Source organism: Rhizobium sp. J15, assembly GCF_002531825.1.
In the GTDB taxonomy this organism is placed as follows: Bacteria; Pseudomonadota; Alphaproteobacteria; order Rhizobiales; family Rhizobiaceae; genus Rhizobium.
In genome coordinates this window covers 67359-89898 of record NZ_NWSX01000014.1, presented here as the reverse complement: position 1 = coordinate 89898, position 22540 = coordinate 67359, and the positions used below count along the sequence as shown (strand labels likewise).

Annotated in this window: 25 protein-coding genes and 1 pseudogene; 15 read left to right on the top strand and 11 right to left on the bottom strand. The window is 62.0% G+C overall.

Annotation, left to right across the window (positions count from 1 at the left end):
• Positions 1-20 precede the first annotated feature (20 nt).
• The 6 genes from CO670_RS14835 to CO670_RS14810 all read left to right on the top strand — a co-directional run bounded on the left by CO670_RS14835 (position 21) and on the right by CO670_RS14810 (position 5945).
• Entirely contained in the window at positions 21-1037 is a 1017-nt protein-coding gene (locus CO670_RS14835; protein WP_097590920.1) for an ABC transporter substrate-binding protein, read from the top strand.
• Positions 1038-1107: 70 nt separating this feature from the next.
• Positions 1108-2559: a sugar ABC transporter ATP-binding protein gene (locus CO670_RS14830; protein WP_097590919.1), complete on the top strand. Its 1452-nt coding sequence runs from the start codon at positions 1108-1110 to the stop codon at positions 2557-2559.
• Positions 2556-3503, top strand: a complete 948-nt coding sequence (locus tag CO670_RS14825; protein WP_097590918.1) for an ABC transporter permease — start codon at positions 2556-2558, stop codon at positions 3501-3503. Before CO670_RS14830 ends, CO670_RS14825 begins: the two co-directional genes overlap by 4 nt.
• Positions 3500-4450: an ABC transporter permease gene (locus CO670_RS14820; protein ID WP_097590917.1), complete on the top strand. Its 951-nt coding sequence runs from the start codon at positions 3500-3502 to the stop codon at positions 4448-4450. Before CO670_RS14825 ends, CO670_RS14820 begins: the two co-directional genes overlap by 4 nt.
• A gap of 14 nt (positions 4451-4464) precedes the next feature.
• A complete protein-coding gene (locus tag CO670_RS14815; RefSeq protein ID WP_097590916.1) occupies positions 4465-5379 on the top strand; it encodes an SMP-30/gluconolactonase/LRE family protein in 915 nt (304 codons plus the stop codon).
• A gap of 110 nt (positions 5380-5489) precedes the next feature.
• Complete coding sequence (locus CO670_RS14810; RefSeq protein WP_097590915.1) at positions 5490-5945, top strand: pyridoxamine 5'-phosphate oxidase family protein; 456 nt, start codon at positions 5490-5492, stop codon at positions 5943-5945.
• Position 5946: 1 nt separating this feature from the next.
• On the opposite strand, the gene rbsK is transcribed toward CO670_RS14810, so the two are convergent.
• The 6 genes from rbsK to CO670_RS14780 form a co-directional block, all read right to left on the bottom strand.
• Complete coding sequence (rbsK, locus tag CO670_RS14805) at positions 5947-6876, bottom strand: ribokinase (protein WP_097590914.1); 930 nt, start codon at positions 6874-6876, stop codon at positions 5947-5949.
• Positions 6873-7334 carry an RbsD/FucU domain-containing protein gene (locus CO670_RS14800; RefSeq protein WP_088678117.1) on the bottom strand — a complete coding sequence of 154 codons (462 nt, stop codon included), beginning with the start codon at positions 7332-7334 and terminating at the stop codon, positions 6873-6875. Before CO670_RS14800 ends, rbsK begins: the two co-directional genes overlap by 4 nt.
• Before the next feature lie 44 nt (positions 7335-7378).
• Positions 7379-8407 carry a LacI family DNA-binding transcriptional regulator gene (locus tag CO670_RS14795; protein WP_097590913.1) on the bottom strand — a complete coding sequence of 343 codons (1029 nt, stop codon included), beginning with the start codon at positions 8405-8407 and terminating at the stop codon, positions 7379-7381.
• A 17-nt stretch (positions 8408-8424) separates the two neighbouring features.
• Positions 8425-9336 (bottom strand): carbohydrate ABC transporter permease, encoded by a 912-nt coding sequence (locus CO670_RS14790; RefSeq protein ID WP_097590912.1) that lies wholly within the window; start codon positions 9334-9336, stop codon positions 8425-8427.
• Positions 9336-10454: a sugar ABC transporter permease gene (locus CO670_RS14785; RefSeq protein ID WP_097590911.1), complete on the bottom strand. Its 1119-nt coding sequence runs from the start codon at positions 10452-10454 to the stop codon at positions 9336-9338. The genes CO670_RS14790 and CO670_RS14785 overlap by 1 nt, the downstream gene beginning before the upstream one ends.
• Positions 10455-10522: 68 nt before the next feature.
• On the bottom strand, positions 10523-12163 hold the full coding sequence (locus CO670_RS14780; RefSeq protein ID WP_097590910.1) for an extracellular solute-binding protein: 1641 nt from the start codon (positions 12161-12163) through the stop codon (positions 10523-10525).
• Between the two features lie 326 nt (positions 12164-12489).
• On the opposite strand from CO670_RS14780, the gene ugpC reads away from it, so the two are divergent.
• A complete protein-coding gene (gene ugpC, locus CO670_RS14775) occupies positions 12490-13572 on the top strand; it encodes a sn-glycerol-3-phosphate ABC transporter ATP-binding protein UgpC (RefSeq protein WP_097590909.1) in 1083 nt (360 codons plus the stop codon).
• 149 nt (positions 13573-13721) lie between these two features.
• Positions 13722-13919, top strand: coding sequence for a hypothetical protein (locus CO670_RS14770; RefSeq protein ID WP_348628104.1), 198 nt, complete (start codon positions 13722-13724; stop codon positions 13917-13919).
• Between the two features lie 73 nt (positions 13920-13992).
• On the opposite strand, the gene CO670_RS32940 is transcribed toward CO670_RS14770, so the two are convergent.
• Together CO670_RS32940 and CO670_RS14765 are read right to left on the bottom strand one after the other, a co-directional pair.
• The gene (locus tag CO670_RS32940; protein WP_176538935.1) at positions 13993-14166 is read right to left on the bottom strand and encodes a hypothetical protein; all 174 of its coding nucleotides are present in this window, start codon (positions 14164-14166) and stop codon (positions 13993-13995) included.
• Positions 14167-14356: 190 nt separating this feature from the next.
• Complete coding sequence (locus CO670_RS14765; protein ID WP_097590907.1) at positions 14357-14548, bottom strand: hypothetical protein; 192 nt, start codon at positions 14546-14548, stop codon at positions 14357-14359.
• 176 nt (positions 14549-14724) lie between these two features.
• Between CO670_RS14765 and CO670_RS14760 the strand changes: the two genes are divergently transcribed.
• Both CO670_RS14760 and CO670_RS14755 read left to right on the top strand, forming a co-directional pair.
• Entirely contained in the window at positions 14725-15531 is an 807-nt protein-coding gene (locus CO670_RS14760) for a nucleotidyltransferase family protein (RefSeq protein WP_097590906.1), read from the top strand.
• Positions 15532-15541: 10 nt separating this feature from the next.
• Positions 15542-16264, top strand: a complete 723-nt coding sequence (locus tag CO670_RS14755; RefSeq protein ID WP_088678108.1) for a metallophosphoesterase — start codon at positions 15542-15544, stop codon at positions 16262-16264.
• 14 nt (positions 16265-16278) lie between these two features.
• On the opposite strand, the gene CO670_RS14750 is transcribed toward CO670_RS14755, so the two are convergent.
• Positions 16279-16485: a hypothetical protein gene (locus CO670_RS14750; RefSeq protein WP_097590905.1), complete on the bottom strand. Its 207-nt coding sequence runs from the start codon at positions 16483-16485 to the stop codon at positions 16279-16281.
• A gap of 207 nt (positions 16486-16692) precedes the next feature.
• Here CO670_RS14750 and CO670_RS14745 point away from each other — a divergent pair, with 207 nt between their 5' ends.
• Positions 16693-17862, top strand: coding sequence for a zinc-dependent alcohol dehydrogenase (locus CO670_RS14745; protein ID WP_097590904.1), 1170 nt, complete (start codon positions 16693-16695; stop codon positions 17860-17862).
• 11 nt (positions 17863-17873) lie between these two features.
• Entirely contained in the window at positions 17874-18674 is an 801-nt protein-coding gene (locus tag CO670_RS14740; protein ID WP_097590903.1) for an SDR family NAD(P)-dependent oxidoreductase, read from the top strand.
• A gap of 32 nt (positions 18675-18706) precedes the next feature.
• Here CO670_RS14740 and CO670_RS14735 read toward each other — a convergent pair whose 3' ends face one another.
• Both CO670_RS14735 and CO670_RS14730 read right to left on the bottom strand, forming a co-directional pair.
• On the bottom strand, positions 18707-18970 hold the full coding sequence (locus tag CO670_RS14735) for a hypothetical protein (protein ID WP_088678332.1): 264 nt from the start codon (positions 18968-18970) through the stop codon (positions 18707-18709).
• Between the two features lie 36 nt (positions 18971-19006).
• Positions 19007-19249: a hypothetical protein gene (locus CO670_RS14730; RefSeq protein WP_097590902.1), complete on the bottom strand. Its 243-nt coding sequence runs from the start codon at positions 19247-19249 to the stop codon at positions 19007-19009.
• A 158-nt stretch (positions 19250-19407) separates the two neighbouring features.
• Here CO670_RS14730 and CO670_RS14725 point away from each other — a divergent pair, with 158 nt between their 5' ends.
• From CO670_RS14725 to CO670_RS14715, 3 genes and pseudogenes are all read left to right on the top strand, one after another.
• The gene (locus CO670_RS14725) at positions 19408-21387 is read left to right on the top strand and encodes a protein-L-isoaspartate(D-aspartate) O-methyltransferase (protein WP_097590901.1); all 1980 of its coding nucleotides are present in this window, start codon (positions 19408-19410) and stop codon (positions 21385-21387) included.
• A gap of 63 nt (positions 21388-21450) precedes the next feature.
• Positions 21451-21966 (top strand): annotated as a pseudogene (locus tag CO670_RS14720) (protein-L-isoaspartate(D-aspartate) O-methyltransferase); the annotation flags it as partial.
• 10 nt (positions 21967-21976) lie between these two features.
• Positions 21977-22429: a YetF domain-containing protein gene (locus tag CO670_RS14715; protein ID WP_097590900.1), complete on the top strand. Its 453-nt coding sequence runs from the start codon at positions 21977-21979 to the stop codon at positions 22427-22429.
• The last annotated feature ends 111 nt before the right edge of the window (positions 22430-22540 follow it).

The window sequence follows — 22540 nt, the reverse complement described above, 5'->3', positions numbered from 1 at the left end:
CGATCATGAGGGAGGAAGACATGACAATCCGTAAGATGCTTCTGGCATCGGCCGCTATTGCTTGCGCCGCCATGCCCGTATCCGCCTTTGCCGACACGTCGGCCAAAAAGATCGCCCTTTCCAACAACTATGCCGGAAACTCCTGGCGCCAGGCCATGCTGACCAGTTGGGGCAAGGTGACGGGCGAAGCCGTGAAATCAGGCGTCGTTGCCGCAGCCGACCCTTTCACCACCGCCGAAAACCAGGCGACGGAGCAGGCGGCGCAGATCCAGAACATGATCCTGCAGGGCTATGACGCCATCGTGCTGAACGCCGCCTCGCCGACGGCGCTGAACGGCGCCGTCAAGGAAGCCTGCGATGCCGGCATCACCGTCGTTTCCTTCGATGGCATCGTGACCGAACCCTGCGCCTGGCGCATCGCCGTCAATTTCAAGGAAATGGGCCGCAGCGAGGTGGAGTATCTGTCGAAGAAGCTGCCGGAAGGCGGCAATCTGCTCGAGATTCGCGGCCTTGCCGGCGTCTTCGTCGACGACGAGATCTCGGCCGGCATCCACGAGGGCGTCAAGCAGTTCCCGCAGTTCAAGGTCGTCGGCTCCGTTCATGGCGACTGGGCGCAGGACGTGGCGCAGAAGGCGGTTGCCGGCATCCTGCCGAGCCTGCCCGAGATCGTCGGCGTGGTAACGCAGGGCGGCGACGGTTACGGCGCCGCGCAGGCGATCGCCGCGACCGACCGCAAGATGCCGACCATCATCATGGGCAACCGCGAAGACGAGCTGAAATGGTGGAAGGAACAGAAGGACGCCAAGGGCTACGAGACCATGTCCGTGTCCATCGCACCCGGCGTTTCGACGCTCGCCTTCTGGGTCGCTCAGCAGATCCTCGACGGCAAGCAGGTCAAGAAGGACCTCGTCGTGCCCTTCCTGCGCATCGACCAGGACAATCTCGAAACGAACCTCGCCAATACCCAGGCCGGCGGCGTTGCCAACGTCGAATACACGCAGGCAGACGCGATCAAGGTCATCGAGTCGGCAAAATAATCTCCCGGCGATTGCCGCGCGGCCGCGAATGGCCGCGCGGCATTCCTTGCGAGCAGATGTGGCAGGCAGCATGGATGACGTATTGAAGGCTGTAATCGCCGTCGATGGCGCCAAGGTGAGCTTCGGCGCGGTCAGGGCGCTCGATGGCGTTACGCTCCGCGTCATGCCGGGCGAATGCGTCGGGCTGGTCGGACACAATGGAGCCGGCAAATCGACGATCGTCAGCGTGATCAATGGCGGGCTGACGCCCCATGAAGGAAGTGTGGCGAGCGATGGCGAGCGGCTGGAGCGATACGGCATCAACGCCGCGCGCGCCCGCGGCGTGCGCTGCGTCTTCCAGGAGCTTTCGCTCTGCCCCAACCTCTCCATCATCGAGAATACGCGCATCATGCACCGCGATCTCGGCGGCTTCGGCTGGCGCAGGCGTGCAGCAAGAGTGATCGAAAAGAGCCTCGATACCGTCTTTCCCGGCCACGGCATCGACAGCGGCCGGGCCGTCGGAGATCTTTCGATCGCCGAGCGGCAGATGGTCGAGATCGCAATGGCCTTTTCCGACGCCGGTATTGCGCCGCGGCTGGTGATCCTCGACGAGCCGACCTCGTCGCTCGATGCAAGCCTTGCCCGCCAGATGCTCGACCATGTCCGCCGCTTCGTCGCGGCCGGCGACTCCGTCATCTTCATTTCGCACATTCTGCACGAGGTCCTCGAAACCTCCGACCGCATCATCGTCATGAAGGACGGCCGCGTGGTGGCCGAACGTCCGGCGCATGGCTTCGATCATCATGGGCTGGTGGAGGCCATGGGCACCGTTGCGAAGGAGGAGACGGGCCAGCGCCCGGCGCGCGAGCAGTCCTCGGCACCGCTCGTTCTCTCCCACCAGACGGCGGGCCGCCCTTTTTCGGCCCGCAAGGGCGAAATCATCGGATTGGCGGGCCTTGCCGGCCACGGGCAGACGGAGCTGTTGCTCGCGCTGCACGCCGCCCAGTCCGGCAACTGGCTGCCGGAGCGCGATCCGCTCGTCACCTTCGTCGCCGGCGACCGCCGCCTCAACGGCGTCTTCGAACTCTGGAGCATCCTGCGCAACTTTTCCATCGCTTCGCTCGGCGACCTCTCCCGGCGCGGCCTCATTCTCGCCGGCGAAGAGGAGAGCAAGGGCGCCGACTGGAAGCGGCGGATCGAAATCCGCACGCCCGACATGGAAAACCGCATATTGTCGCTTTCCGGCGGCAATCAGCAGAAGGTGCTCTTTGCCCGCGCGCTTGCGACGCGCGCGCCCGTCGTCCTGATGGATGATCCGATGCGCGGCGTCGATGTCGGAACCAAGCAGGAAGTCTACGCGATCATCCGCGACGAGGCTTCGCGCGGCCGCACCTTCATCTGGTATTCGACTGAAATGGACGAAGTGCGCCTCTGCGACCGCGTTTACGTCTTTCGCGAAGGCCGCATCACGGCCGAACTCGCCGGCGAGGCCGTCAGCGAGACGAACATTATCGCCGCCTCCTTCGAAGGGGTCGCCGCATGACGTTCCGGCTCTCGTCCGACACCATGCGTCTTGCCATTCCGGCGCTGTCGCTGACCCTGCTGCTCGCCGCCGTCTTCTGGCTGCAGCCGCGCGCAATGAGCTATGTCGGGCTCAACCTGCTGTTCAACCTGGCTGTGCCGATCGCGCTTGCGACGATCGCCCAGATGCTCGTCATGGCGGTTAACGATCTCGATCTCTCCATGGGCACTTTCGTCAGCTTCGTCGCCTGCGTCAGCGCCACCTTCCTGCGCGATAATCCTGCCATGGGCGTCCTGATCCTTACGGGGGCTATCGCAGCCTATGCGGGCCTCGGCGTCGTCATCCATCTGCGCAACCTGCCCTCCATCGTGGTGACGCTCGGCATGAGCTTCGTCTGGGGCGGCTTGGCCGTCCTGCTGCTGCCGGCTCCGGGCGGCCAGGCGCCGGACTGGGTGCGCTCACTGATGACCGTCAAGCCGCCGCTGGCGCCGATGGCGATCGTCGCCAGCATCGTCATCGCCGCCGTCGCCCATCTTCTCGTCATGCGCTCCTCGCTCGGCGTGCTGATCCGCGGCATCGGCGGCAACCAGCGTTCGGTCGAGCGCGCCGGCTGGTCGATCGTCGCGGCGCGCGCCGCAGCCTACGGTCTCGCCGGCTTCTTCGCCGTGCTTGCCGGTATCGCCCTCGTCGGTCTGACGACCTCGGCGGACGCCAATATCGCGCTGCGCTACACGCTGCTGTCGATCGCCGGCGTGATCCTTGGCGGCGGCGAGTTCATCGGCGGCCGCGTCTCTCCCGTCGGCGCCGTGATCGGCGCGCTGACGCTGACGCTCGCCGGCTCCTTCCTGTCCTTCCTGCGCATCTCGCCCGACTGGCAGATCGGAGCCCAGGGCGCGATCCTGATCATCGTGCTGGCGCTGCGCCTGATGCTGAACCGCCTGGAGAAGCGGGAGAAGCGCCGATGACCCATGTCCTTCGTCTGTTCGGCAAACCCTGGATCTGGTCATGGCTTGCCGCCTTCGTCGTCTGGTTCCTGACGATCATGGTGACGCTCGGCGCCAGCACGCTCGGCCTGTCGCAGGCAGCACTCACCTTCGCAGCCTTCTCGGTCATCGTCGGCATCGGCCAGATGTTCGTCATCACGCTCGGTCCCGGCAATATCGATCTCTCGGTTCCCGCCACCATGACGCTTGCCGGCACGGTGGCGCTGAAGCTGATGAATGTCGAAAACGGCCTGATCCTGCCGGGGCTTCTCGTCGCCATCCTCATCGGCCTCGTCGTCGGCCTCTGCAACTATGCGCTCATCAAGGCGCTGCGCATTCCGCCGATCATCGCCACGCTTTCCGTGAGCTTCATCGTGCAGTCCGCGGCGATCTGGACGAACCGCGGCCTGCGTATCAAGCCCCCGAACTGGCTTGCGGAATTCACCACCTCGAGCACGCTCGGCGTGCCGAATGTGGCGATCGTCGCACTCCTCATCTCGCTCATCGCCTGGTTCCTGCTGGAGAAGACGATCTACGGGCGCTGGATCTCGGCAATCGGCCAGAGCATGCCGGCCGCGCGCATGGCCGGCATCCCTGTCGACGGCACGCGCTTCGTCACCTATCTCTTCTGCGCCGTTCTCGCCTCCGTCGCGGGCTACCTGCTCGCCTGCTTCTCCGGCGGCGCGGCGCTTAACATGGGCTCGGAATATCTGCTGACCTCGATTGCCGTCGTGGTGATCGGCGGCACGGCGGTCGCCGGCGGCGATTCCAACGTGCCGGGCATCTGGGGCGCATCGCTCTTCATGTTCCTTGTCGTCTCCATGCTCAACACCTACGGGGTCGGCGCGGGCATCCGCCTCATCATGACCGGCCTCATCATCATCAGTGTCATCATGCTCGCCGGCGGCCGCCGGGCGGGCATGCGATAAACGGGAAGACCGACATGGCCGAGGCCAGCATCTACGAAATCCACGACCCGCGCTTCCGGCAGTTGATCGTGACGAGCGCCGGCCTCGACGAACTCCATTCAGGCTGCCGCTGGGCGGAGGGTCCGGTCTGGTTCAACGATGCCAACCAGCTTCTGTGGAGCGACATTCCCAACCAGCGCATGCTGCGATGGACGCCGGAGAGCGGGGTCTCCGTCTACCGGCAGCCCTCCAACTTCACCAACGGCCATACGCGCGACCGGCAGGGCCGGCTCATTTCCTGCGAACATGGCGGGCGGCGCGTCACGCGGACCGAAGTCGATGGTTCGATCACCATGCTCGCCGACCGTTTCAATGGCGCGCGGCTCAACTCGCCGAACGATGTGGTGGTGAAATCGGACGGCACGATCTGGTTCACCGATCCCACCTACGGCATCATGTCGAATTATGAAGGCTACCAGGCCGAGCCCGAGCAGGCGACCCGCAACGTCTACCGGCTCGATCCGGCGACCGGCGAGTTCACAGCCGTCGTCACGGATTTCATCCAGCCGAACGGCCTCGCCTTTTCGCCCGACGAGACGATCCTCTACATTGCCGACTCGGCGGCCAGCCACGACGAAAGCCTGCCGCGTCACATCCGCGCCTTCGACATGGTCGATGGCAGAAGCCTCGCCAACGACCGCGTCTTCTGCCACATCGACAACGGCATTCCCGATGGCATCCGGACCGACGTCAATGGCAACCTCTGGTCCAGTGCCGGCGATGGCGTCCATTGCTTCGATCAGACCGGAAAACTGATCGGCAAGATCCGCGTGCCGCAGACCGTCGCAAACCTCACCTTCGGCGGCCCCGGACGCAACCGCCTGTTCATCGCCGCGACACGCTCGCTCTATTCGGTCTACGTCGCCACGACAGGCGCGCAAATACCCTGAGCCGGCGACAGCCGCATTGGGGACGGTCATCACGGACGATCCGGCGGCTCGGACGGGAACAAACTCCGAGCCTGCACGCTATCCCTAGGTCCAAACGTGGGAGATGAAAAATGGCGTCCATGACACTTGAAGACCTCGCGTCGCACCTGAAGAAGATCGACTTCTGCATGCTTTCGACGCAGGCAGGATCCGGCCGTATCTCAAGCCGGCCGATGAGCAATAACGGCGACGTCGAATATGATGGCGACTCCTGGTTCTTCTCCTACGAGGAAACCCGGAAGATTGCCGAAATCGAAGGCAATAAGGATGTGTCGCTGACGTTCACGGCGCCGCCCAGCCTGCTTGGCAAGCCCGGCATCTTCATTGCGATCGAAGGCATCGCATCGCTGGTGCGCGACAAGGCCGCCTTCGAAGAACACTGGGTTGCCGATCTCGAGCGCTGGTTTCCCGAAGGGATCGACACGCCTGGCCTCGTGCTGATCAAGGTGTCGGCGTCATCGATTCAATATTGGGACGGCGAAGAGAACGGCGAAGTCACCCTCGCCGCTTCCCGCTCGCGGCCTTGAATTACTGGGAACGCAGCAAGGCGTCGATTTCGGACCGGGACGGCATGGCGGGCGCCGTGCCCGGCCGTGTCACGGCGATCGCCGCCGTCGCGCAGCCGAAGCGGATGGCCTCGATCGGCGCGCGTCCTTCGGAAATCGCCGTCGCGAAGCCGCCGAGGAAAGCGTCCCCGGCTCCCGTCGTGTCGACGACATTGCCCGCAGACAGGGCAGGTACGAGTTCGCTCTGCCCGGCCGCGTGGTAAAATGCGCCTCGTGCTCCGAGCGTGATGATCACCGCTCTCGCTCCGCGATCGACCAGCGTTTTGGCCGCCGCCCGCGCCTGTTCATCCGTTTCGATCGCATGTCCCACCAACTGGGCTGCCTCGACCTCATTGGGAACGATGAAATCACACAAGCCATAGACGCTGTCCGGAATGGCCTGAGCAGGCGCGGGGTTGAAGATCGTCGTGACCCCTGCCCTCTTGGCCATGGACAAGCCATGGATCGCCGCCTCCAGCGGCTGTTCGAGCTGCGTCATGAAAATGGCGGCGCTTTCGATCTCCGCCCGGTTCGCGTCGATATCTTCGATGCCGATAAGGCCCGCAGCACCCGGCGCGACGATGATGGCGTTGTCGCCGCTCACTTCGTCGACGAAGATGAAGGCAGCCCCTGACGAAACGCCGTCCATCTTCATCACCCTGGCTTCGACGCCGGCCGCCGCATAGGCGGCAAGCGCCATCTCCCCGAACGGGTCGTTGCCGACCCGCGAAATGAAGCTCACCTTGCCGCCGGCCTTTGCCGCGGCAATCGCCTGATTGGAACCCTTGCCGCCCGGCCCCAGCGTGAAACCCGATCCCAGCAGCGTCTCGCCGATATGCGGCAGGCGCTTTGCCTTATAGGCGGTGTCGGCGGCAAAAATGCCGAGAATGACAATTCCGCTTTTCGCGCTCATCTCAGAGCATCCTCCGCCGGAATGACGCCCTTGGTCAAAAGGAAGCATCCGTAGAACCGCAGCTCGCCCGTGGCGATCACGCAATAGGCTTTTTTGGCGATGTCATAGAACGCCATGCGCTCGACGGGATACATGGGCGACGGCTTGCCTTCGGCGCGATCGACGATGGCCTGCACTTCCTGCTGGATTGGCGGAATTTCATCCGGCTTGCCGATCACCTCCATGCGGCCCGCCGAAGGCTGGATCGGCGTGTCCAGCGGGAAGACGGACAGGATCGCGTCGATCGCCTGCGGCGCCGGAATGTTTTCCATTGTCAGGAGCCTGCCCAGACGCGTCTGACGGGCGATCGAATCCGATGGAAAATTCATGTCGGAGACGACGAGATAGTCTCCGTGTCCCATATTGCTGAGCGCTTGAAGAATGTCGCCGTTGAGTTCGGCCCTGATTCCCTTGAGCATTGATCCTTCCATCCCTTTCTGGCGGCCGCAGTGCCGGCCTTGCTTCAATTCCTGTGCCTTGGAGTATCCGGCTTGGGCTGCGGACATGGGCCGCTCGAACCACGCACGATCAGCGATCCGTCCACCATCTCGTCATCCGTGCTCGATGGCTCCTCGAGGAGAAGGCCGACCGCGCGCCGCGCCAGCATGTCGGCCGGCTGGCGTATCGTCGTCAGCCGCGGTACGACGAGATTGGCGAGCGAAATGTCGTCGAAACCCGTGACCGACAGCTTTCGCGGCACGTCGATCTTGAGATCGCGCGCCGTCCGCAGCGCCCCGATGGCCTGCTGGTCGCTGGCCGCCGCAATCGCCGTCGGCCGATCCTGTGGCGAGCGCGAAAGCAGGTCGCGGGCAATTCTCTCGCCGGATTCATAATCGAATTTGCCGTAGGCGATTTCCAATTCGACCGGGTCGCCTTTTTTGCCGAGCCGGCCGATACGGCGGACGAAGCCTTCCTTGCGCATGCGCCCGGCCTCGGTGTCGGGCGGCCCGGCAATGTAGGCGATGTGACGATGGCCCAGCTCATAGAGATGATCCGCAATCAGCGCGGCCGCCCGCGTATGGTTGGTCGACACCAGCGGAAAGGCGCCGAAGCGCCGGTCCAGCGATATGATCGGAACCGCTGTCTCCAGATGAAGCCCCGGACCATCGCTCGAAGCCACCACGATGACGCCGCGCACCGACCGGTCGAGAAACGCCAGGACGTGGCTCTCCTCCGCCCCGCGATCGTCATGCGAGCTCGCCAGCATGAGGCTGTGCCCACGTTCGAGCGCCGCGCGCTCGACGCTTGCGGCAAGCTGCGAGAAGAACGGATTGGTGATGTCGGGAACGATGAGGCCGATGACATCGGTTCTGCTGGTGCGTAGCGCTCTGGCGGTCACGTTCGGCCGGTAACCGAGCGCGGAAATGGCCTCGTTGACCTTTTCGCGCAGAGCGGGTTTGACCGCGGCTTCGCCCGACAGCACGCGCGAAACCGTGCCCACGGATACACCGGCATATTCGGCGACATCCTTGACTGTGGGCATCCTTGGCATGTTCGAGCGTCCCGCGGCTATTTTACCGCTCCTGCCGTCATTCCGGCGATGATGTGCTTTTCCAGCACGACGCCGACGATAACAAGCGGAAGGATGCCGGCGGTGGAAAGTGCTGCCATCGACCACCAGTTAATGCCCTGGCTGCCTGTCTGGCTTGCGATCATCACCGGCAGCGTATTGGTATTGGTCGAGGTCAGCAACGCGGCGAAGAAATATTCGTTCCAGCACAGGATCAGCGCCAGCAGGAACGCCGCAACCATGCCCGGCAGAACGAGCGGCACGATGATGCGGGCGAACGCGCCCCAGACCGACAGACCATCGACCAGAGCGGCCTCCTCCAGCTCCACCGGCACGGTAGCGAACTGATCGCGCATGATCCAGACGACGATCGGCAGGACCATCAGCGTGTAGACGGCGATCATGCCCACATAGGTGTCCAGCAGCGCCAGCTCCTTGTAGAGAACCAGGAACGGCAGGGCGAGAACGACCGGCGGCATGATCAGCTGCGACAGGAAGAAGAATGAAATGTCCGAATTGCGCATATGGCCGAATTTATAGGAAAAGCGGCTGAGGCCATAGGCCGCGAGCGATCCGAGCACGACCGCAAGGGCGGATGCCGTGACCGAGATGATGACGCTGTTCCAGAGCCTGCGCATGAATTCGTCGCGCACCGTCGATATCTGGAAGGCCGTATCCGGGGAGAGCCCGAGCGAGCGCCAGCCGAGCCAGCTGGGCGCGAAGTTGAACCAGGGGATCAGATTGCCGCGCATGACATCCGCGGCCGTCTTGAACGAGGTCGATACCGTCCAGAACAGCGGGAAGATGCAGACGAAAGCCCAGATGACGAGCAGGCCGTAAACCGCGAAACGCATGGCCCACCAGCGAATGCGCTGCGCCCGTCCGTATTTTTCGAGATCGATACGAACCATCAGAGCCTCCCCGTCATCCGCTTCACGATACGGTCCGAAATCTTCATCAGTCCCGTCATGCCGATGACGATAATCACGAGATAGACGAGCGCGAGCAGGGTTCCATAGCCGACATTCGAACGGTCGCGGTATTCGCGATAGATGAAGCTGGTGACAGAATCGGTCGCCCCGCCGGGACCGCCAGATGTTACCGTGATGATGATGTCGGCCAGCTTCAGCTTGAAGATGATGCGGATCATCACCGCCGTCACCGACACCGGCAGCATCAGCGGGAAAATGACCTGCCAGAAGCGCTGCCACTTGGTCGCGCCATCGACTTCGGCCGCCTCCAGCACCTCCCTGGGCAGGGCCTGCAGTCCGGCGAGCAGCATGATCATCATGAAGGGAATGAAGGTCCAGGCGTCCATGATCATGATCGAAAGCCGCGCCGTCAGCGGATCACCGAAGAAGGAGGGATTTTCCCAGCCGAGCCAGCGGGCGAAGCGCGCGACCGGGCCGAAACGGGTTTCCATCATCGACTTGCCGACCATCCAGCTCACCGCGACCGGCGATAGCATCAAGGGCACGAGGAAGGTAACGCGCCAGAATTTGCGGGCAAGGATTTCCTGGTTGAGGAGCAGCGCCAGGCCAAAGGCGATCGCATATTCGATCGCGATCGCCAGGCAGTAGAGGATCATGTTGAAGAGAGCGTTGGCATAGAATGGATCGGCGATCATCCGGCGGACATTGTCGAGCCCGTTGAAACGCCGCCCGGCCGAGGAGGCGAGGTTCCAGTCGGAAAAGCCGATCCAGAGAGCAAAGAGCAATGGAAACACCACCATCGACACGACGAAAAGCGCGGCCGGCAGGACAAAAAGCGCCTTCTTACCCGCCTCGCCGTAAATGACGACGCGGGTGACGCACAGAACCGCAGCCCAGAGAAAATAGGCATAGAGTACCGGCCGCCAGTTCGTAAAACCCCAACCGGTCCAGCCCAGTTCATGGGCACCCTGCAATGCGAACGACGCTATGAACCACAGGGCGCTCAGCCACAGAGCCGCGCGGCCCCAGAAGCGTCGGCTCGCGGAAATGGAGCCGGCTTCGACCGTGTGAAGCAGGTCGCCTTCGACTGTCGACATGATATTCCTCGCCCGGACAGAATGGGCGCTGGCGAAATCGCTTCCGCCAGCGCGTTTTAGTCAACCGGTCAGAGCCCGAGGCTCGCCCGGTAAAGTTTCAGCTGGCTGTCGCGGCCGATCTGGTCGGTGATCTTCTCCCAGGCGGCGGCGATCGCATCCGCGGTCTCCTGCGCCGATTTGTACTGCCCGGCAAAGCCCTTTGCCAGCTCGTCCTCGGCCACGGAGTAATACTGGAAGATGCCCGGGATACGCGGTTCGATCGCAGCATTCGGGTGGTTGTAGCTGTCGGCGTTCGAACCCAGATAGTCCTCGATATAGGCGCGGTCGTAACCTGCCTTTTCCCATTCGTCATAGTTGAAGTTGGACTGACGGTAGGGCTGGAAGCCGGAGGGATAGGCCGAGGTCCACAGCGACAGATCCTTGCCGCCGAGATGGGCGGCGGCGGACCAGGCCGCCTTGCGTTTCTTCTCGTCGCCGGAGACCTGCTTGGTGACGTAGATGCCCCAGCCGAGATAGGCCATGTTCGGCGCTTCGTTATACTTGTCTTCCCATTGCCCGGTCTTGCGGTTGTAGACGCGGTTGGAGCCGCGGTTGATGCCGAAGCCGACCACATCGCCGACGACCGATGTGTCCGAGGTGCGCGCGCTGGAGCCGACGTCGCCCCACCACATCAGCATTGCGCCGGTGCCTGCCAGGAACTGAGAAAAAGCGGTCGTGCCGGGGTCCGCATTGATCTGATCGGCCGGATAGGCCTTGGCCGCGATCAGATCGAGCACGTCCTGGATCGCCTGGACCCATGCGGGGTTATTGACCAGCGGCTTCATGTTTTCGGGATCGAACAGCCAAGCCGGGTCGCCCGGATATTTGGCATAGGCGGTTGCGCGGTTCTCGATGAAATAGAAGCCGAAGCCACCCCAGCCTTTCAGCGGATCGAGATAGCCATAGGCCGGCTGGCCGGTCAGCGGATCGGTCTTGCCGATCAGCGCCTTGGATGCCGCGTTGACGTCCTGCCAGGTCTTCGGCGGCTCGGCCATGCCGCTGATCGAGCCCTCGCCGAAGTAGTCCTTGCGGTAAGCGAAGGTGTGGCAGTCGCCGTCGATCGTGACGCGATAGGTCTTGCCGTCCCAGGTGCCGACCGGCGGCTTGAGGTAGCTCACCAGGTCGTCGGCTTCGATCTGCTTTGCCGCCCAGTCCGGCATCTCGTCGAGAAGCCCGCGCCCGGCGGTGTCGCCCTCGAAGGGCGCGCCCATTTCCAGAATGTCGAAATCAACCGTGCCGGTTGCGATCGATTGCTGGAGGCGGGCGTTGTAGTCGGCCTGGGCAAGGTCGATCCAGTTGATCTTGGCGCCGGTATAGGCTTCCCACGGCTTCAGAAAGCCGCGGAACAAGAAGTTGTGGAGGTTCTGGTTGTTGAGCCCCATGAAGGTCAGCTCGACACCGGCGAATTCGCCCTCCTTGACATTGGCCTTGGTCGGGCCGAGGCAGAGCTCGCCGACCTTCTGCCAGTCTGCGTCCGTTGGCGAGCCCTTGCCGACGCCGGGGATCTGCAGGATCTGGGCGCGCAGATCATCGGCCGCAAATGCCGTGCCGGGAATCCCGCCCATTGCGCCGGACAGGCCGAGCAGAGCCGCGGCACTCGCCGTTCCACGCAGGACGTCGCGGCGACTGGCCTGACGGCGCATCAATGCATCGTATATTTCGACTTTCATGTCTTCCTCCACGTTTCGTTGCGCTACCGCCGGCCGACCCGGCCTGGCTCCAGCCATTTAGGACTGGCCTGGGGCAGAACTATCTGGTAAGCAGAAAAATGAAACGTTTCATATTCTGCTTGAAACCGCTCCTCCCGGTCTCGCCGCGGAGGATCAGACGGCTCGGTGAAAAAGTCAACAAGAAATGAAACGTTTCACGGAGGAGGTTTGACACGTATTTCCAATCAGGCGCCGAGGGGCATCTGCCCGGCAGATGATCTGAAATACGCGGCAAGGCATGCACAACCCTGACGCTGCTCAGGGGCCGGAAAGCAAGTGGGAGGCACATGGCTGAGGTCAATATTTCAGGGGCGCGCAAGGCCTATGGTGCCATGGATGTTCTACATGGCGTCAATATCGAAATTCGCGACGGCGAGTTCGTGGTGCTCGTGGGTCCGTCCGGTTGCGGCAAGTCGACCCTGTTGCGCATGGTCGCGGGGCTCGAAGGCATCACCGCCGGCAGCATTTCGATCGGCGGAAAGGTCGTCAACAATCTGCCGCCGAAGGACCGCGACATCGCGATGGTCTTCCAGAGCTATGCGCTCTATCCGCACAAGACCGTCGCCGAAAACATGGTCTTTGCGTTGCGCCTGCAGAAGCAGCCGGCCGACGTGATCAAGCAGCGCCTGCAGGCGGCGGCCGAAACACTCGACCTCGTGCCCTATCTGGACCGTTATCCGCGTCAGCTTTCGGGCGGCCAGCGTCAGCGCGTCGCGATGGGTCGAGCCATCGTCCGGTCGCCGCAGGTGTTCCTGTTCGACGAGCCTCTCTCGAACCTCGATGCCAAGCTGCGCGTGCAGATGCGCAAGGAGATCAAGGAGCTGCATCAGCGGCTGAGAACCACGACCATATATGTCACCCATGACCAGGTCGAAGCGATGACCATGGCCGACAAGATCGTGGTGATGCAGGGCGGCAAGGTCGAACAGATCGGCACGCCCCTGGAACTCTACGACCGCCCCGGCAACACCTTCGTCGCAACCTTCATCGGCTCGCCGTCGATGAATCTGCTGAAGGGCCGCTACAAGGCCGATGGGGCGATCTTCGTCACCGAGTCCGGCGACGAGATTGCGCTCGGCTTCACGCCGGAAGCCGTGGACGGGCAAGCCGTGCTGCTGGGCGTAAGGCCCGAACATTTGTCGCTCGCCGACACCGGCCTGAAAGCGACGGTCGCCGTCACCGAACCCACCGGCCACGAAACGATGGTGTTCCTGCGCTATGGCCCTGGCGAGCTTGTCGCGGTGTTTACGGAACGCCACGATTTTGATCCGGGTCAGGCCGTCACGATAGCCCCACGGCCGGAGAAGCTTCATCTCTTCGATGCGGCATCCGGCAAGACGTTGCGATCGAACCAATACCCTCGCCCCTAGGCGATACGGGAACGAAAGCCGATCGATTTGGTTAGCTCTGGAAAAGCGGCTCCTTGGGAGCCGGCGGACGCGCACCCAGGGAGCATGTTGTGAATGTTATAAGTTTCAACAGAATTCGGACCGGTCATGACGATCCAGATGCAGCTTTCGTGACGACCGGCATCGACGGCCGGCGGCTTTACAGGTTCGCCCTGCAATACGAGATGGACGGCAAGACTTGGGCAACCGACATTTGGGCCTATTCGTCCGAGGATGCCGAAGATCGCGTCGCGGCGATGCGCGGATCGCTGACGCTGTGCGGGCAGCTCTACGCGGAAGTTGAAGCCGACGCTCCCCATCAAATCTAACCGCGCTGACGCGGCTCACGCGATCCCGGGAGCGAGCGGTTCAGTGGCTATCGCAACGGCGTAGCGCCGAAACCTAGGAACCCTTGACGAGGCCATAGAAGACGATCGTCGCATAAAGGATGAATGCGACGACGGCAACGGTGCCGACCAGCATCAGCGCTATTCTGCCGGCATTGAGCCTGGTCCTTTTCCCCTCGGGGGACGACGATGGCCGCTGAATGGGGTCCTTATCCGAATTCTCGGTCATCGTACCTGCTCCGTTGCCGGCGCCGGTGCTTCCTCATCGGGTTCGCCTGGATGCGTAATCACCATAAAGGCCAGGGCCAGAAGACAGGCGATGAGAAATATGGTGATGACGAATATCATCATCCGCCGCGACGGCTTCGAATTGTCATGCCTTACTCCCGAGGCCACGCTCCTGCCTTTTCTGGCGTCGCTCACGGCGCGTCCCTCTGCGCAAGATCGGTCTGTTTATCAAGTTCGTCCTTGAGATCGTCGAGGCGATCGCGCAGCAGCGAAGCCTTTACGCGATGGGTTTCCCCATCCGATGCCTCGAGCATCCAGTCGTCGCCGGGTATCCCGAAACCGCTTTCGGCAATCGTCTCGTCTCTCCGCACTTGCCTGTCCATCTCATCCTCCAAATTCAATTCTTGAATTCCTCGGACGCGGAGGTGCGTCTCATGGTCCAAACGACAAGGCGATAGCGAAGTTCCGGAAAGCACCGACTGGTTTCGCGCAAACGAGGGCGCCCGGGAACATCAAGCCCCTCCACGTGTTGCTGAGCGTATCAACACAGGGATCGACGATGACCGCGAAAAATGCTGGCAAGGGTGACGACGATGACATGCTGATGAAAGTGAAGGCGGTTCCGCAACTGATCGATCCAGACGCCGAACCGTTCGTGACGGAAGTGGTTCGCGAGCTTGCCGAATCCCACATCCCTTTCCTGGTCGCCGGCACTTATGCCGTCTGCGCCTATACCGGCATCTCGCGGCAGACCAAGGATTTCGACATTTTTTGCAAGGCGGGCGACTACGCGCGCATACTCGGACATTTCAAATCAAAGGGTTACGCCGTCGAAGTGGAAGACGAGCGCTGGCTCGGGAAGGTCCTGAAAGGCCATCATTTCTTCGACGTGATCTTTGCTTCTTCCAACGGGACCATGCCTGTCGGCGACGATTGGTTCGAGGACGCGCGCAAGGTCGAGATGTGCGGTCATACGGTGAGGATCGTAAGCCCGACCGAACTGATCTGGTCGAAATGCTTCGTGCAATTGCGCCACCGCTACGACGGCGCCGATATCGCCCATGTCATCCTCAAGGCGCATGACCAGATCGACTGGCGCAAGCTGCTCGCCTATCTCGAAGTTCATTGGGAAGTCCTCCTGATCCATCTCCTCAATTTCAGATGGATCTACCCGACCGAGCGCGACAAGATTCCGCAATGGCTGCTGGAGGAGCTTCTGGACCGGATCAAGGCGCAGCAGGAGCTGCCGCTTCCGCAGATGAAGATATGCCGCGGCCGGATGTATTCGCGCGTCGATTTCGAAATCGATGTGAAGGAATGGGGCTTTGCCGATGTCGGCGGCGAAGGTGAGCTACGAGGAGATTAGGAGAAGCGTAATGGACGATCAGCGAAAAAGCGTGCGAATTGCGGCGGTGGCCGACCTTCACGTGACGGAGGACGGCGCAAAATCCTACAAGGATCTCTTCGCCGAGATTTCCTCGGTGGCCGACGTTCTCGTCATCGCCGGCGATCTGACCGATCTCGGCAAGCCGAAAGAAGCCGAACTGCTCGCAAGCGATCTGCGCCATTGCACCGTGCCGACGGTCGCGGTCCTCGGCAATCACGATCACGAAAGCGGGCATGTCGACGAAGTCTGCAAGATTCTGACCGATGTCGGGGTAAAGCTGCTGAACGGTCAAGCCGCCGAAGTCGCCGGCGTCGGCTTCGTCGGCGTCAAGGGATTTGCCGGCGGCTTCGGCCGCCATATGCTCGGTTCGTTCGGCGAGGCGGCGATCAAGGCGATGGTTGCCGAAAGCGTCGAGGAATCGATGCGGCTCGAAAATGCGATGCGGCAGGTTCGCGCCGATCGCTCGCTCGTCGTACTGCACTACGCCCCGATCGCCGAAACCGTGGCGGGCGAGCCTCTGGAGATTTATCCGTTTCTCGGCTCTTCACGACTGGCCGAAACCATCGACCGTTTTCGCGTCGATGCCGTGGTGCACGGCCACGCCCATCGCGGCTCCTATGAGGGTCGCACCCCAGGCGGCGCCCCTGTCTACAATGTAGCTGCGCATATCGAAAAGCCGACCGGCAAACCCTATGCGCTGATCGAACTCTGAATGTTTCGCCGCCGCTATTTGTTGGTCCGCCCGCGATGACGCGGGTCGACGCCGCCCTGGGGTGTCGTAGCGTTGGCGGTATCGCCTTCGACCGTATTGTCCGCCTGAAGAGCTTCGTCATCTGGCGGCGAGACGATGCCGCGCGAGCGACCGATGCCCGGATCGTCGGTACTGTCCTTGTTCGTCGGCTTGGTTGACTTGGCATGTTTGGGCGAAGTCATGAGACTCTCCTTCTCGAACGTGGGGGTTGCCGGCGCTGGGGCGCGCAGTTGCCCGGCTTGCTGAGGAAGGAACTTGGCATCACACCCTTGGTTCCGCCGGCGCGGCTCGCGTTTTAACCCGGCCAGGCGAGCAGCCTCCCTGTCGGGAACATTTCGTCAAAGCTGGGGTTGGAGCGCCATCGATGGATTGGCCGAGGAGAAAACACCGTGAGAGCGCTCACATGGCACGGCAAACATGACATCCGATGCGACAGTGTCCCCGATCCCAAGATCGAAGACGGGCGCGACGCGATCATCAAGGTAACGGCCTGCGCGATCTGCGGATCCGACCTGCATCTCTATGACGGCGTCATGCCTGACATGCACAGCGGCGACGTCATGGGCCACGAGACCATGGGCGAAGTGGTGGAGGTCGGCAGGGACAATAGCAAGCTCAAAGTCGGCGACCGCGTCGTCGTGCCCTTCACCATTTCCTGCGGCGAATGCTTCTTCTGCAAGCGCGGCTTCTATTCCGGCTGCGAACGATCCAATCCCGACCGATCGAAGGTGACGAAACTCTGGGGCAATTCGCCGGCCGGTCTTTTCGGCTACTCGCATCTGCTCGGCGGCTATGCCGGCGGGCAGGCGGAATATCTGCGCGTGCCCTATGCCGATGTCGGGCCGGTCAAGGTGCCGGAAGGGCTCTCCGACGAGCAGGTGCTGTTCCTGTCCGATATTTTCCCGACCGGCTACATGGCCGCCGACTTCTGCAATATCCAGCCCGGCGATACGATCGCGATCTGGGGCTGCGGTCCGGTCGGCCAGATGGCGATACGCTCGGCCTTTCTGCTCGGCGCCGAGCGCGTGATCGCCATCGACACCGTGCCTGAGCGGCTGGCGCTGGCACGAGCGGCCGGAGCCATCACGCTCGATTTCCTGGACAAGGACATCTACGACGAAATCATGGCGTTGACCAATGGCCGCGGTGCGGATGCCTGCGTCGACGCCGTGGGAACAGAGGCCGAGGCCGCCGCCAGCTGGGATTCCCGCCTCGACCGCATCAAGGTCGCATTGTTCATGGGTACCGACCGGCCGCATGTGCTGCGCCAGGCCATCCACTGCTGCCGCAACTTCGGCACGGTCTCGATCGTCGGCGTCTATGGCGGTTTTCTCGACAAGATCCCGATGGGGTCTGCAATCAATCGCGGCCTCACGTTCAAAATGGCGCAGACACCGGTCCAGCATTACCTGCCGATCCTCATGGACCGGATCCAGAAGGGCGAAATCGACCCCTCCTTCGTCATCACGCACCGCGGCACGCTGGAAGATGGTCCCGAACTCTACAAGACCTTCCGGGATAAGCAGGACGGATGCATCAAAGTCGTTCTGAAACCTTAAAGGGAAACATCATGGCTGATCATGAATCAGATGGAGGCCTTGCCGTCGTCACCGGCGCATCGACCGGCATCGGCTATGAACTGGCAAAATGCGCGGCGCAGGATGGTTATGATCTCATCATCGCCGCCGACGAGGAACGCATCAACCAGGCTGCCGCACATCTCAGGGAATTCGGCACATCGGTTGACGCCGTCGAAGCCGATCTTTCGACGCTTGAAGGCGTCGACCGGCTCGTCGAGCGCATCACCGCCAGCGGCCGCTCGGTCGACCTTTTGATGGCCAATGCCGGGCGCGGCCTCGGCAAGGCCTTCCTCGACCAGGATTTCCACGCGGCGCGCAAGGTCGTTGACACCAACATCACCGGAACGATCTATCTCATCCATGAGATCGGCAATCAGATGCGCAGCCGCGGGGAAGGCCGCATCCTACTGACAGGCTCGATCGCGGGCTTCATGCCCGGCTCCTACCAGGCCGTCTATAACGGCACCAAGGCCTTCATCAACAGCTTTTCCTTTGCGTTGCGGGAGGAGTTGAAGGACTCGGGCGTCACCGTCAGCTGCCTCATGCCGGGAGCGACCGAGACCGAATTCTTCCGGCGCGCCGACCTTCTCGATACATCGATCGGCCAGGCGAAGAAGGATGATGCCGGCGAAGTCGCGCGGATCGGCTATGACGCGATGATGGATGGCGAAGGCGACGTCGTCAGCGGCTGGAAGAACAAGGTGCAGGCGGCTGTCGCCAATGTCACGCCGGCCAGCGTGCTGGCCCACCAGCATGCCAACATGACAAAGCCGGGTTCGGGCGCCAAATAACCGGGTCTCGGCAGCGGTAAGCCGCCGAACATTCAGCCGCGCTCGACGAATTTGTTGAAGCGGCTCGTCTTTCCGTCCTTGGTCTTGTCCTGGTACAGAAAGGCGAGCTTGCTTTCATCGAAGATCTTGAAGAATTCATCCCAGCCGATCTCGTCGAATTCCTCTTCCTTTTCGCCGAAATCGATGCGCAGGACACCGCCTTTGCCGCCGGCTCGGATGACCGCCGGCCTGCCCTTCCTTTCCTCCGCCCATGCACGGATCGCCTTATGGTCGGTTGTCGTCTCGGAACTGCTCATCGAAGCCTCCATTCATTTCGGTTTTGTTTGCCGCAGTCAAAGAAGCGGCTGTCTCTGCTTCCAGTCGCGATAAGGTGCGAGCACCTGGCCGGGAAAGCGCCGTTCGATTTCGCTTTCGGTCAAAGCGATCCGTGGAAGAATCTCGGCCGCGTCGTCCCTGGCAGCCTCGCTCGCTTTTTCCAGCTCGTTCATGGTCACGAACAGCTCGTCATCGGTCATTGCCTCCAGACGGGAGGCGAAAGCTTCGACCGGTTCGGTAATCAGTGGATTGCTGGACATTGGCGCCTCTTGACTGACCCTGTCCAACTTCGCTCTTCACACTAAGTTCCGCGACAGGGCGGCGCAAAACCGCTCGTCCAGGGAACTCTCCGGGCGCCCTCGTGTTTTGCCTACTTCTACAGTCCCGAAGTTGTAATCGACGACAGAGGAGCCGATCCATGGATATGACGCGCATCCGAGATCGCATGGTAGAGCAACACCTGACACGGCGCGGTATCGGCGACCGAAGCGTCATCAGGGCGATGCGCACGGTGCCGCGCGAAAGGTTCGTCGATCCCGGCTATGAGGAATTCGCCTATGAGGATGCGCCGCTGTCGATAGGCGACGGCCAGACCATTTCGCAGCCCTTCATCGTCGCCCTGATGCTCGAAAAGGCGGATCTCGACGCCGGCGACAAGGTGCTCGAGGTCGGCACAGGTTCCGGCTATGCTTCGGCCCTCATCAGCCGGATCGCCAAGCACGTCTATTCCGTGGAGCGCCATGAGAGGCTGGCGCTTCAGGCCAGGGAACGGTTCGAGGCCCTCGGATACAAGAACATCGATGTTCGCGTCGGCGACGGCAGCAAGGGCTGGGCGAAGGCCGCGCCGTTCGATGCCATTATCGTGTCCGCCGGCGCACCGGAGGTGCCGCTTGCCCTAAAGGAACAGCTGGATCTCGGAGGACGGCTTATCATTCCCGTCGGCCGCGGCGACGCGCAGCGGCTGAAGCGGATCACGCGTGTCGGAGCGGAAGCCTTCGAGGAAGACGATCTCGGCGGCGTATTGTTCGTTCCGCTGATCGGCGAAGATGCCTGGACCGCAGTCCATCCGATGTATACGGCGGCGCCGTCAGCGCGTGCGGAAGCGCCCCCTCACCAGCTCATTGCAGACGCGGCGGAAGAATTTTCGTCCCTTGACGAGAGGCGTTTTGCCGCGCTTTTCGATCGCTTTGCCGAAAGCCGCATCGTCCTGCTCGGCGAATCCACCCACGGGACGGCCGAATTTTACGAGGCTCGCGCTGCCATCAGCCGCCACCTCGTCGAGCATCACGGGTTCAATCTGATCGCTGTCGAAGCGGACTGGCCCGATGCCGCCGCGATCGACCGATGGACCAAGGGGCAAGCATCAAAAGGCGCAGCACCCTTCGGCCGTTTCCCCGAGTGGATGTGGCGGAACATCGAGTTTTCGACATTTGCCGGTTGGATGAAGGAGCAGAACCAGCGGCGCGCGGCTTTGCGAAAGGATCCGATACGGTTCTACGGGCTGGACCTCTACAACATGTCGGGCTCGATCCGCTCCGTGCTCGACTATCTCGAAAGCGTCAGCCCGGAAACCGCAGCCATCGCCAGGGAACGTTACGGCTGCCTCAGCCCCTGGCAGAGCAATCCGGCGACTTATGGCAGAGCCGTTCTTACCGACGCTTATCGATCATGCGAGGACGCCGTGCTGAAGCAGTGCACGGAACTCCTGACCCGCTCCCTGGATGATGTGGCCCCCGATGGCGACGACTTTCTGAATGCCGCGCAGTCGGCGCGCTTGCTCACCGCAGCCGAACGATATTACCGCGTGATGTATTACGGCGGCTCGCAAGCCTGGAATCTCCGCGACACCTATATGGCCGATACGATCGAACGTCTGCTCGATTTTCACGGACCGACGGCGAAGATCATCATATGGGCTCATAATTCGCATATCGGCGACGCCCGCTACACCGAAATGGGGACTGCCCGCGACGAACTCAACCTCGGCCAGCTCTGCCGGCAGCGGTTTGATGGAATGACCAGTCTCATAGGGTTGGGAACGCATTGCGGCGAGGTGATCGCCGCAAGCGATTGGGACGGAGAAGCCGAGAAAAAACAAGTCAATTCGTCGCTGCCGCAAAGCTGCGAGCGTTTGTGTCATGATTCCGGAAAGCCGCGATTTCTTCTCGATCTCAATGCCAATGAAGAGCTGCACGCAAGTCTCGTCGAGCAGCGGCTTCAGCGCTTCATCGGCGTCATCTACCGGCCGGAAACGGAACGGTTGAGCCATTACATGGCGACATCGCTCTCCCGGCAATATGACGCCTTCCTCTGGTTCGACGAGACCCGCGCGCTTTCGCCGCTGGCGCCGCAGGAGCCCGGCGTTGGTGACCAGGAGACTTTTCCCTTCGGCCTCTAGCTCGATGCGCCTGGAGAAGACCGGCAGCGGGGAACTTTTGCGCTCAGCGCCCGTTCTATGCGGGACGCATAGGGAGGGCGCATGGGAAAAATACGCAAGCCCCCACTGCCTGAAGGAATGATCGATTCAACCGTTTTCCAGCAGAGATTCTGGGCAGTTCAACGCATTTCCTGGATTGTCTTCACGCTTCTTCTAGCGGCCTGCCTCTTGGGTTTTCTGGGAAGGGGCGGTTTGTTTTCACGCCAGACGCTCGTCCTGCCGGACGGATCCGTGGATTTTCCCGCCATTTCCCGATGGAACGCTCCTGAACATATGGTCGTGAATTTCGGACCGTCATCCATAGACAGGGTCTTCACGGTCGACGCGGCCTTTCTTCAGACATTCTCGGTCCAGGGCGTCGATCCGCCGCAAAAGACGACCTTCGCGCGCGACGGCCGGATAGGCTACGTATTCCCCGCCGACCCGGCAGCACCGACGCAGATCGTGTTCCGCCTGCAGACGGAGCTTGCCGGGCCAAGCCGGGCCACCATCGGCATCGGCGCAGACACCCGCACGCAATCGACCTTCATCTTTCCGTGAGGATGCCACCGTGGATGCGGTATTACGCGGATTGATGATCTATTTCACGCTGCTGGTGATCATCCGTCTGTCGGGAAGACGGACGCTGGCGCAGATGACGCCCTTCGACCTGGTCCTCGTGCTGGTGATTTCCGAAACCACGCAACAGGCGATGCTCGGGGACGACTTTTCGATCACCAACTCCATCATCCTGATCCTGACACTGTTCACCACGGATATCGGGCTGTCCTATGTGAAAAGGTGGTGGCCCGGCGCCGCCCATATCATTGATGGCGTTCCGACCGTTCTCGTAACCGACGGCGTCTATGACGATCGTGCGCTCAAGGGCGCACGGCTCCAGAAGGAAGACATCATGGAAGCGGCGCGAAGCCAGGAAGGCATCGAGAGCGTGGCGGAGATAAAATTCGCGATCCTCGAAGTCAGCGGCAACATCAGCATCATCAAGAAGCAGAAATCCGGCTGACCATCGGTTGGCTGCAGCGGCAGGTCAAACGCGGACGGGCGACCATCGACGCGAAGTCACGGGAACTCTCGGCTGTCCCCAAAGTTCGGCGGATCATCAACTGAGGAGAAC

What these genes read in the sequence shown, in the direction of transcription:
- CO670_RS32940 (WP_176538935.1), bottom strand. Translation starts at nt 14,166, where the DNA reads ATGACCGAGAATTCGGATAAGGACCCCATTCAGCGGCCATCGTCGTCC.
- rbsK (WP_097590914.1), bottom strand. Translation starts at nt 6,876, where the DNA reads ATGAGCGCGAAAAGCGGAATTGTCATTCTCGGCATTTTTGCCGCCGAC.
- CO670_RS14750 (WP_097590905.1), bottom strand. Translation starts at nt 16,485, where the DNA reads ATGACTTCGCCCAAACATGCCAAGTCAACCAAGCCGACGAACAAGGAC.
- CO670_RS14780 (WP_097590910.1), bottom strand. Translation starts at nt 12,163, where the DNA reads ATGAAAGTCGAAATATACGATGCATTGATGCGCCGTCAGGCCAGTCGC.
- CO670_RS14835 (WP_097590920.1), top strand. Translation starts at nt 21, where the DNA reads ATGACAATCCGTAAGATGCTTCTGGCATCGGCCGCTATTGCTTGCGCC.
- CO670_RS14820 (WP_097590917.1), top strand. Translation starts at nt 3,500, where the DNA reads ATGACCCATGTCCTTCGTCTGTTCGGCAAACCCTGGATCTGGTCATGG.
- CO670_RS14800 (WP_088678117.1), bottom strand. Translation starts at nt 7,334, where the DNA reads ATGCTCAAGGGAATCAGGGCCGAACTCAACGGCGACATTCTTCAAGCG.
- CO670_RS14825 (WP_097590918.1), top strand. Translation starts at nt 2,556, where the DNA reads ATGACGTTCCGGCTCTCGTCCGACACCATGCGTCTTGCCATTCCGGCG.
- CO670_RS14790 (WP_097590912.1), bottom strand. Translation starts at nt 9,336, where the DNA reads ATGGTTCGTATCGATCTCGAAAAATACGGACGGGCGCAGCGCATTCGC.
- CO670_RS14730 (WP_097590902.1), bottom strand. Translation starts at nt 19,249, where the DNA reads ATGTCCAGCAATCCACTGATTACCGAACCGGTCGAAGCTTTCGCCTCC.
- CO670_RS14795 (WP_097590913.1), bottom strand. Translation starts at nt 8,407, where the DNA reads ATGCCAAGGATGCCCACAGTCAAGGATGTCGCCGAATATGCCGGTGTA.
- CO670_RS14755 (WP_088678108.1), top strand. Translation starts at nt 15,542, where the DNA reads ATGGACGATCAGCGAAAAAGCGTGCGAATTGCGGCGGTGGCCGACCTT.
- CO670_RS14760 (WP_097590906.1), top strand. Translation starts at nt 14,725, where the DNA reads ATGACCGCGAAAAATGCTGGCAAGGGTGACGACGATGACATGCTGATG.
- CO670_RS14830 (WP_097590919.1), top strand. Translation starts at nt 1,108, where the DNA reads ATGGATGACGTATTGAAGGCTGTAATCGCCGTCGATGGCGCCAAGGTG.
- CO670_RS14725 (WP_097590901.1), top strand. Translation starts at nt 19,408, where the DNA reads ATGGATATGACGCGCATCCGAGATCGCATGGTAGAGCAACACCTGACA.
- CO670_RS14810 (WP_097590915.1), top strand. Translation starts at nt 5,490, where the DNA reads ATGGCGTCCATGACACTTGAAGACCTCGCGTCGCACCTGAAGAAGATC.
- CO670_RS14735 (WP_088678332.1), bottom strand. Translation starts at nt 18,970, where the DNA reads ATGAGCAGTTCCGAGACGACAACCGACCATAAGGCGATCCGTGCATGG.
- CO670_RS14785 (WP_097590911.1), bottom strand. Translation starts at nt 10,454, where the DNA reads ATGTCGACAGTCGAAGGCGACCTGCTTCACACGGTCGAAGCCGGCTCC.
- CO670_RS14815 (WP_097590916.1), top strand. Translation starts at nt 4,465, where the DNA reads ATGGCCGAGGCCAGCATCTACGAAATCCACGACCCGCGCTTCCGGCAG.
- ugpC (WP_097590909.1), top strand. Translation starts at nt 12,490, where the DNA reads ATGGCTGAGGTCAATATTTCAGGGGCGCGCAAGGCCTATGGTGCCATG.
- CO670_RS14740 (WP_097590903.1), top strand. Translation starts at nt 17,874, where the DNA reads ATGGCTGATCATGAATCAGATGGAGGCCTTGCCGTCGTCACCGGCGCA.
- CO670_RS14765 (WP_097590907.1), bottom strand. Translation starts at nt 14,548, where the DNA reads ATGGACAGGCAAGTGCGGAGAGACGAGACGATTGCCGAAAGCGGTTTC.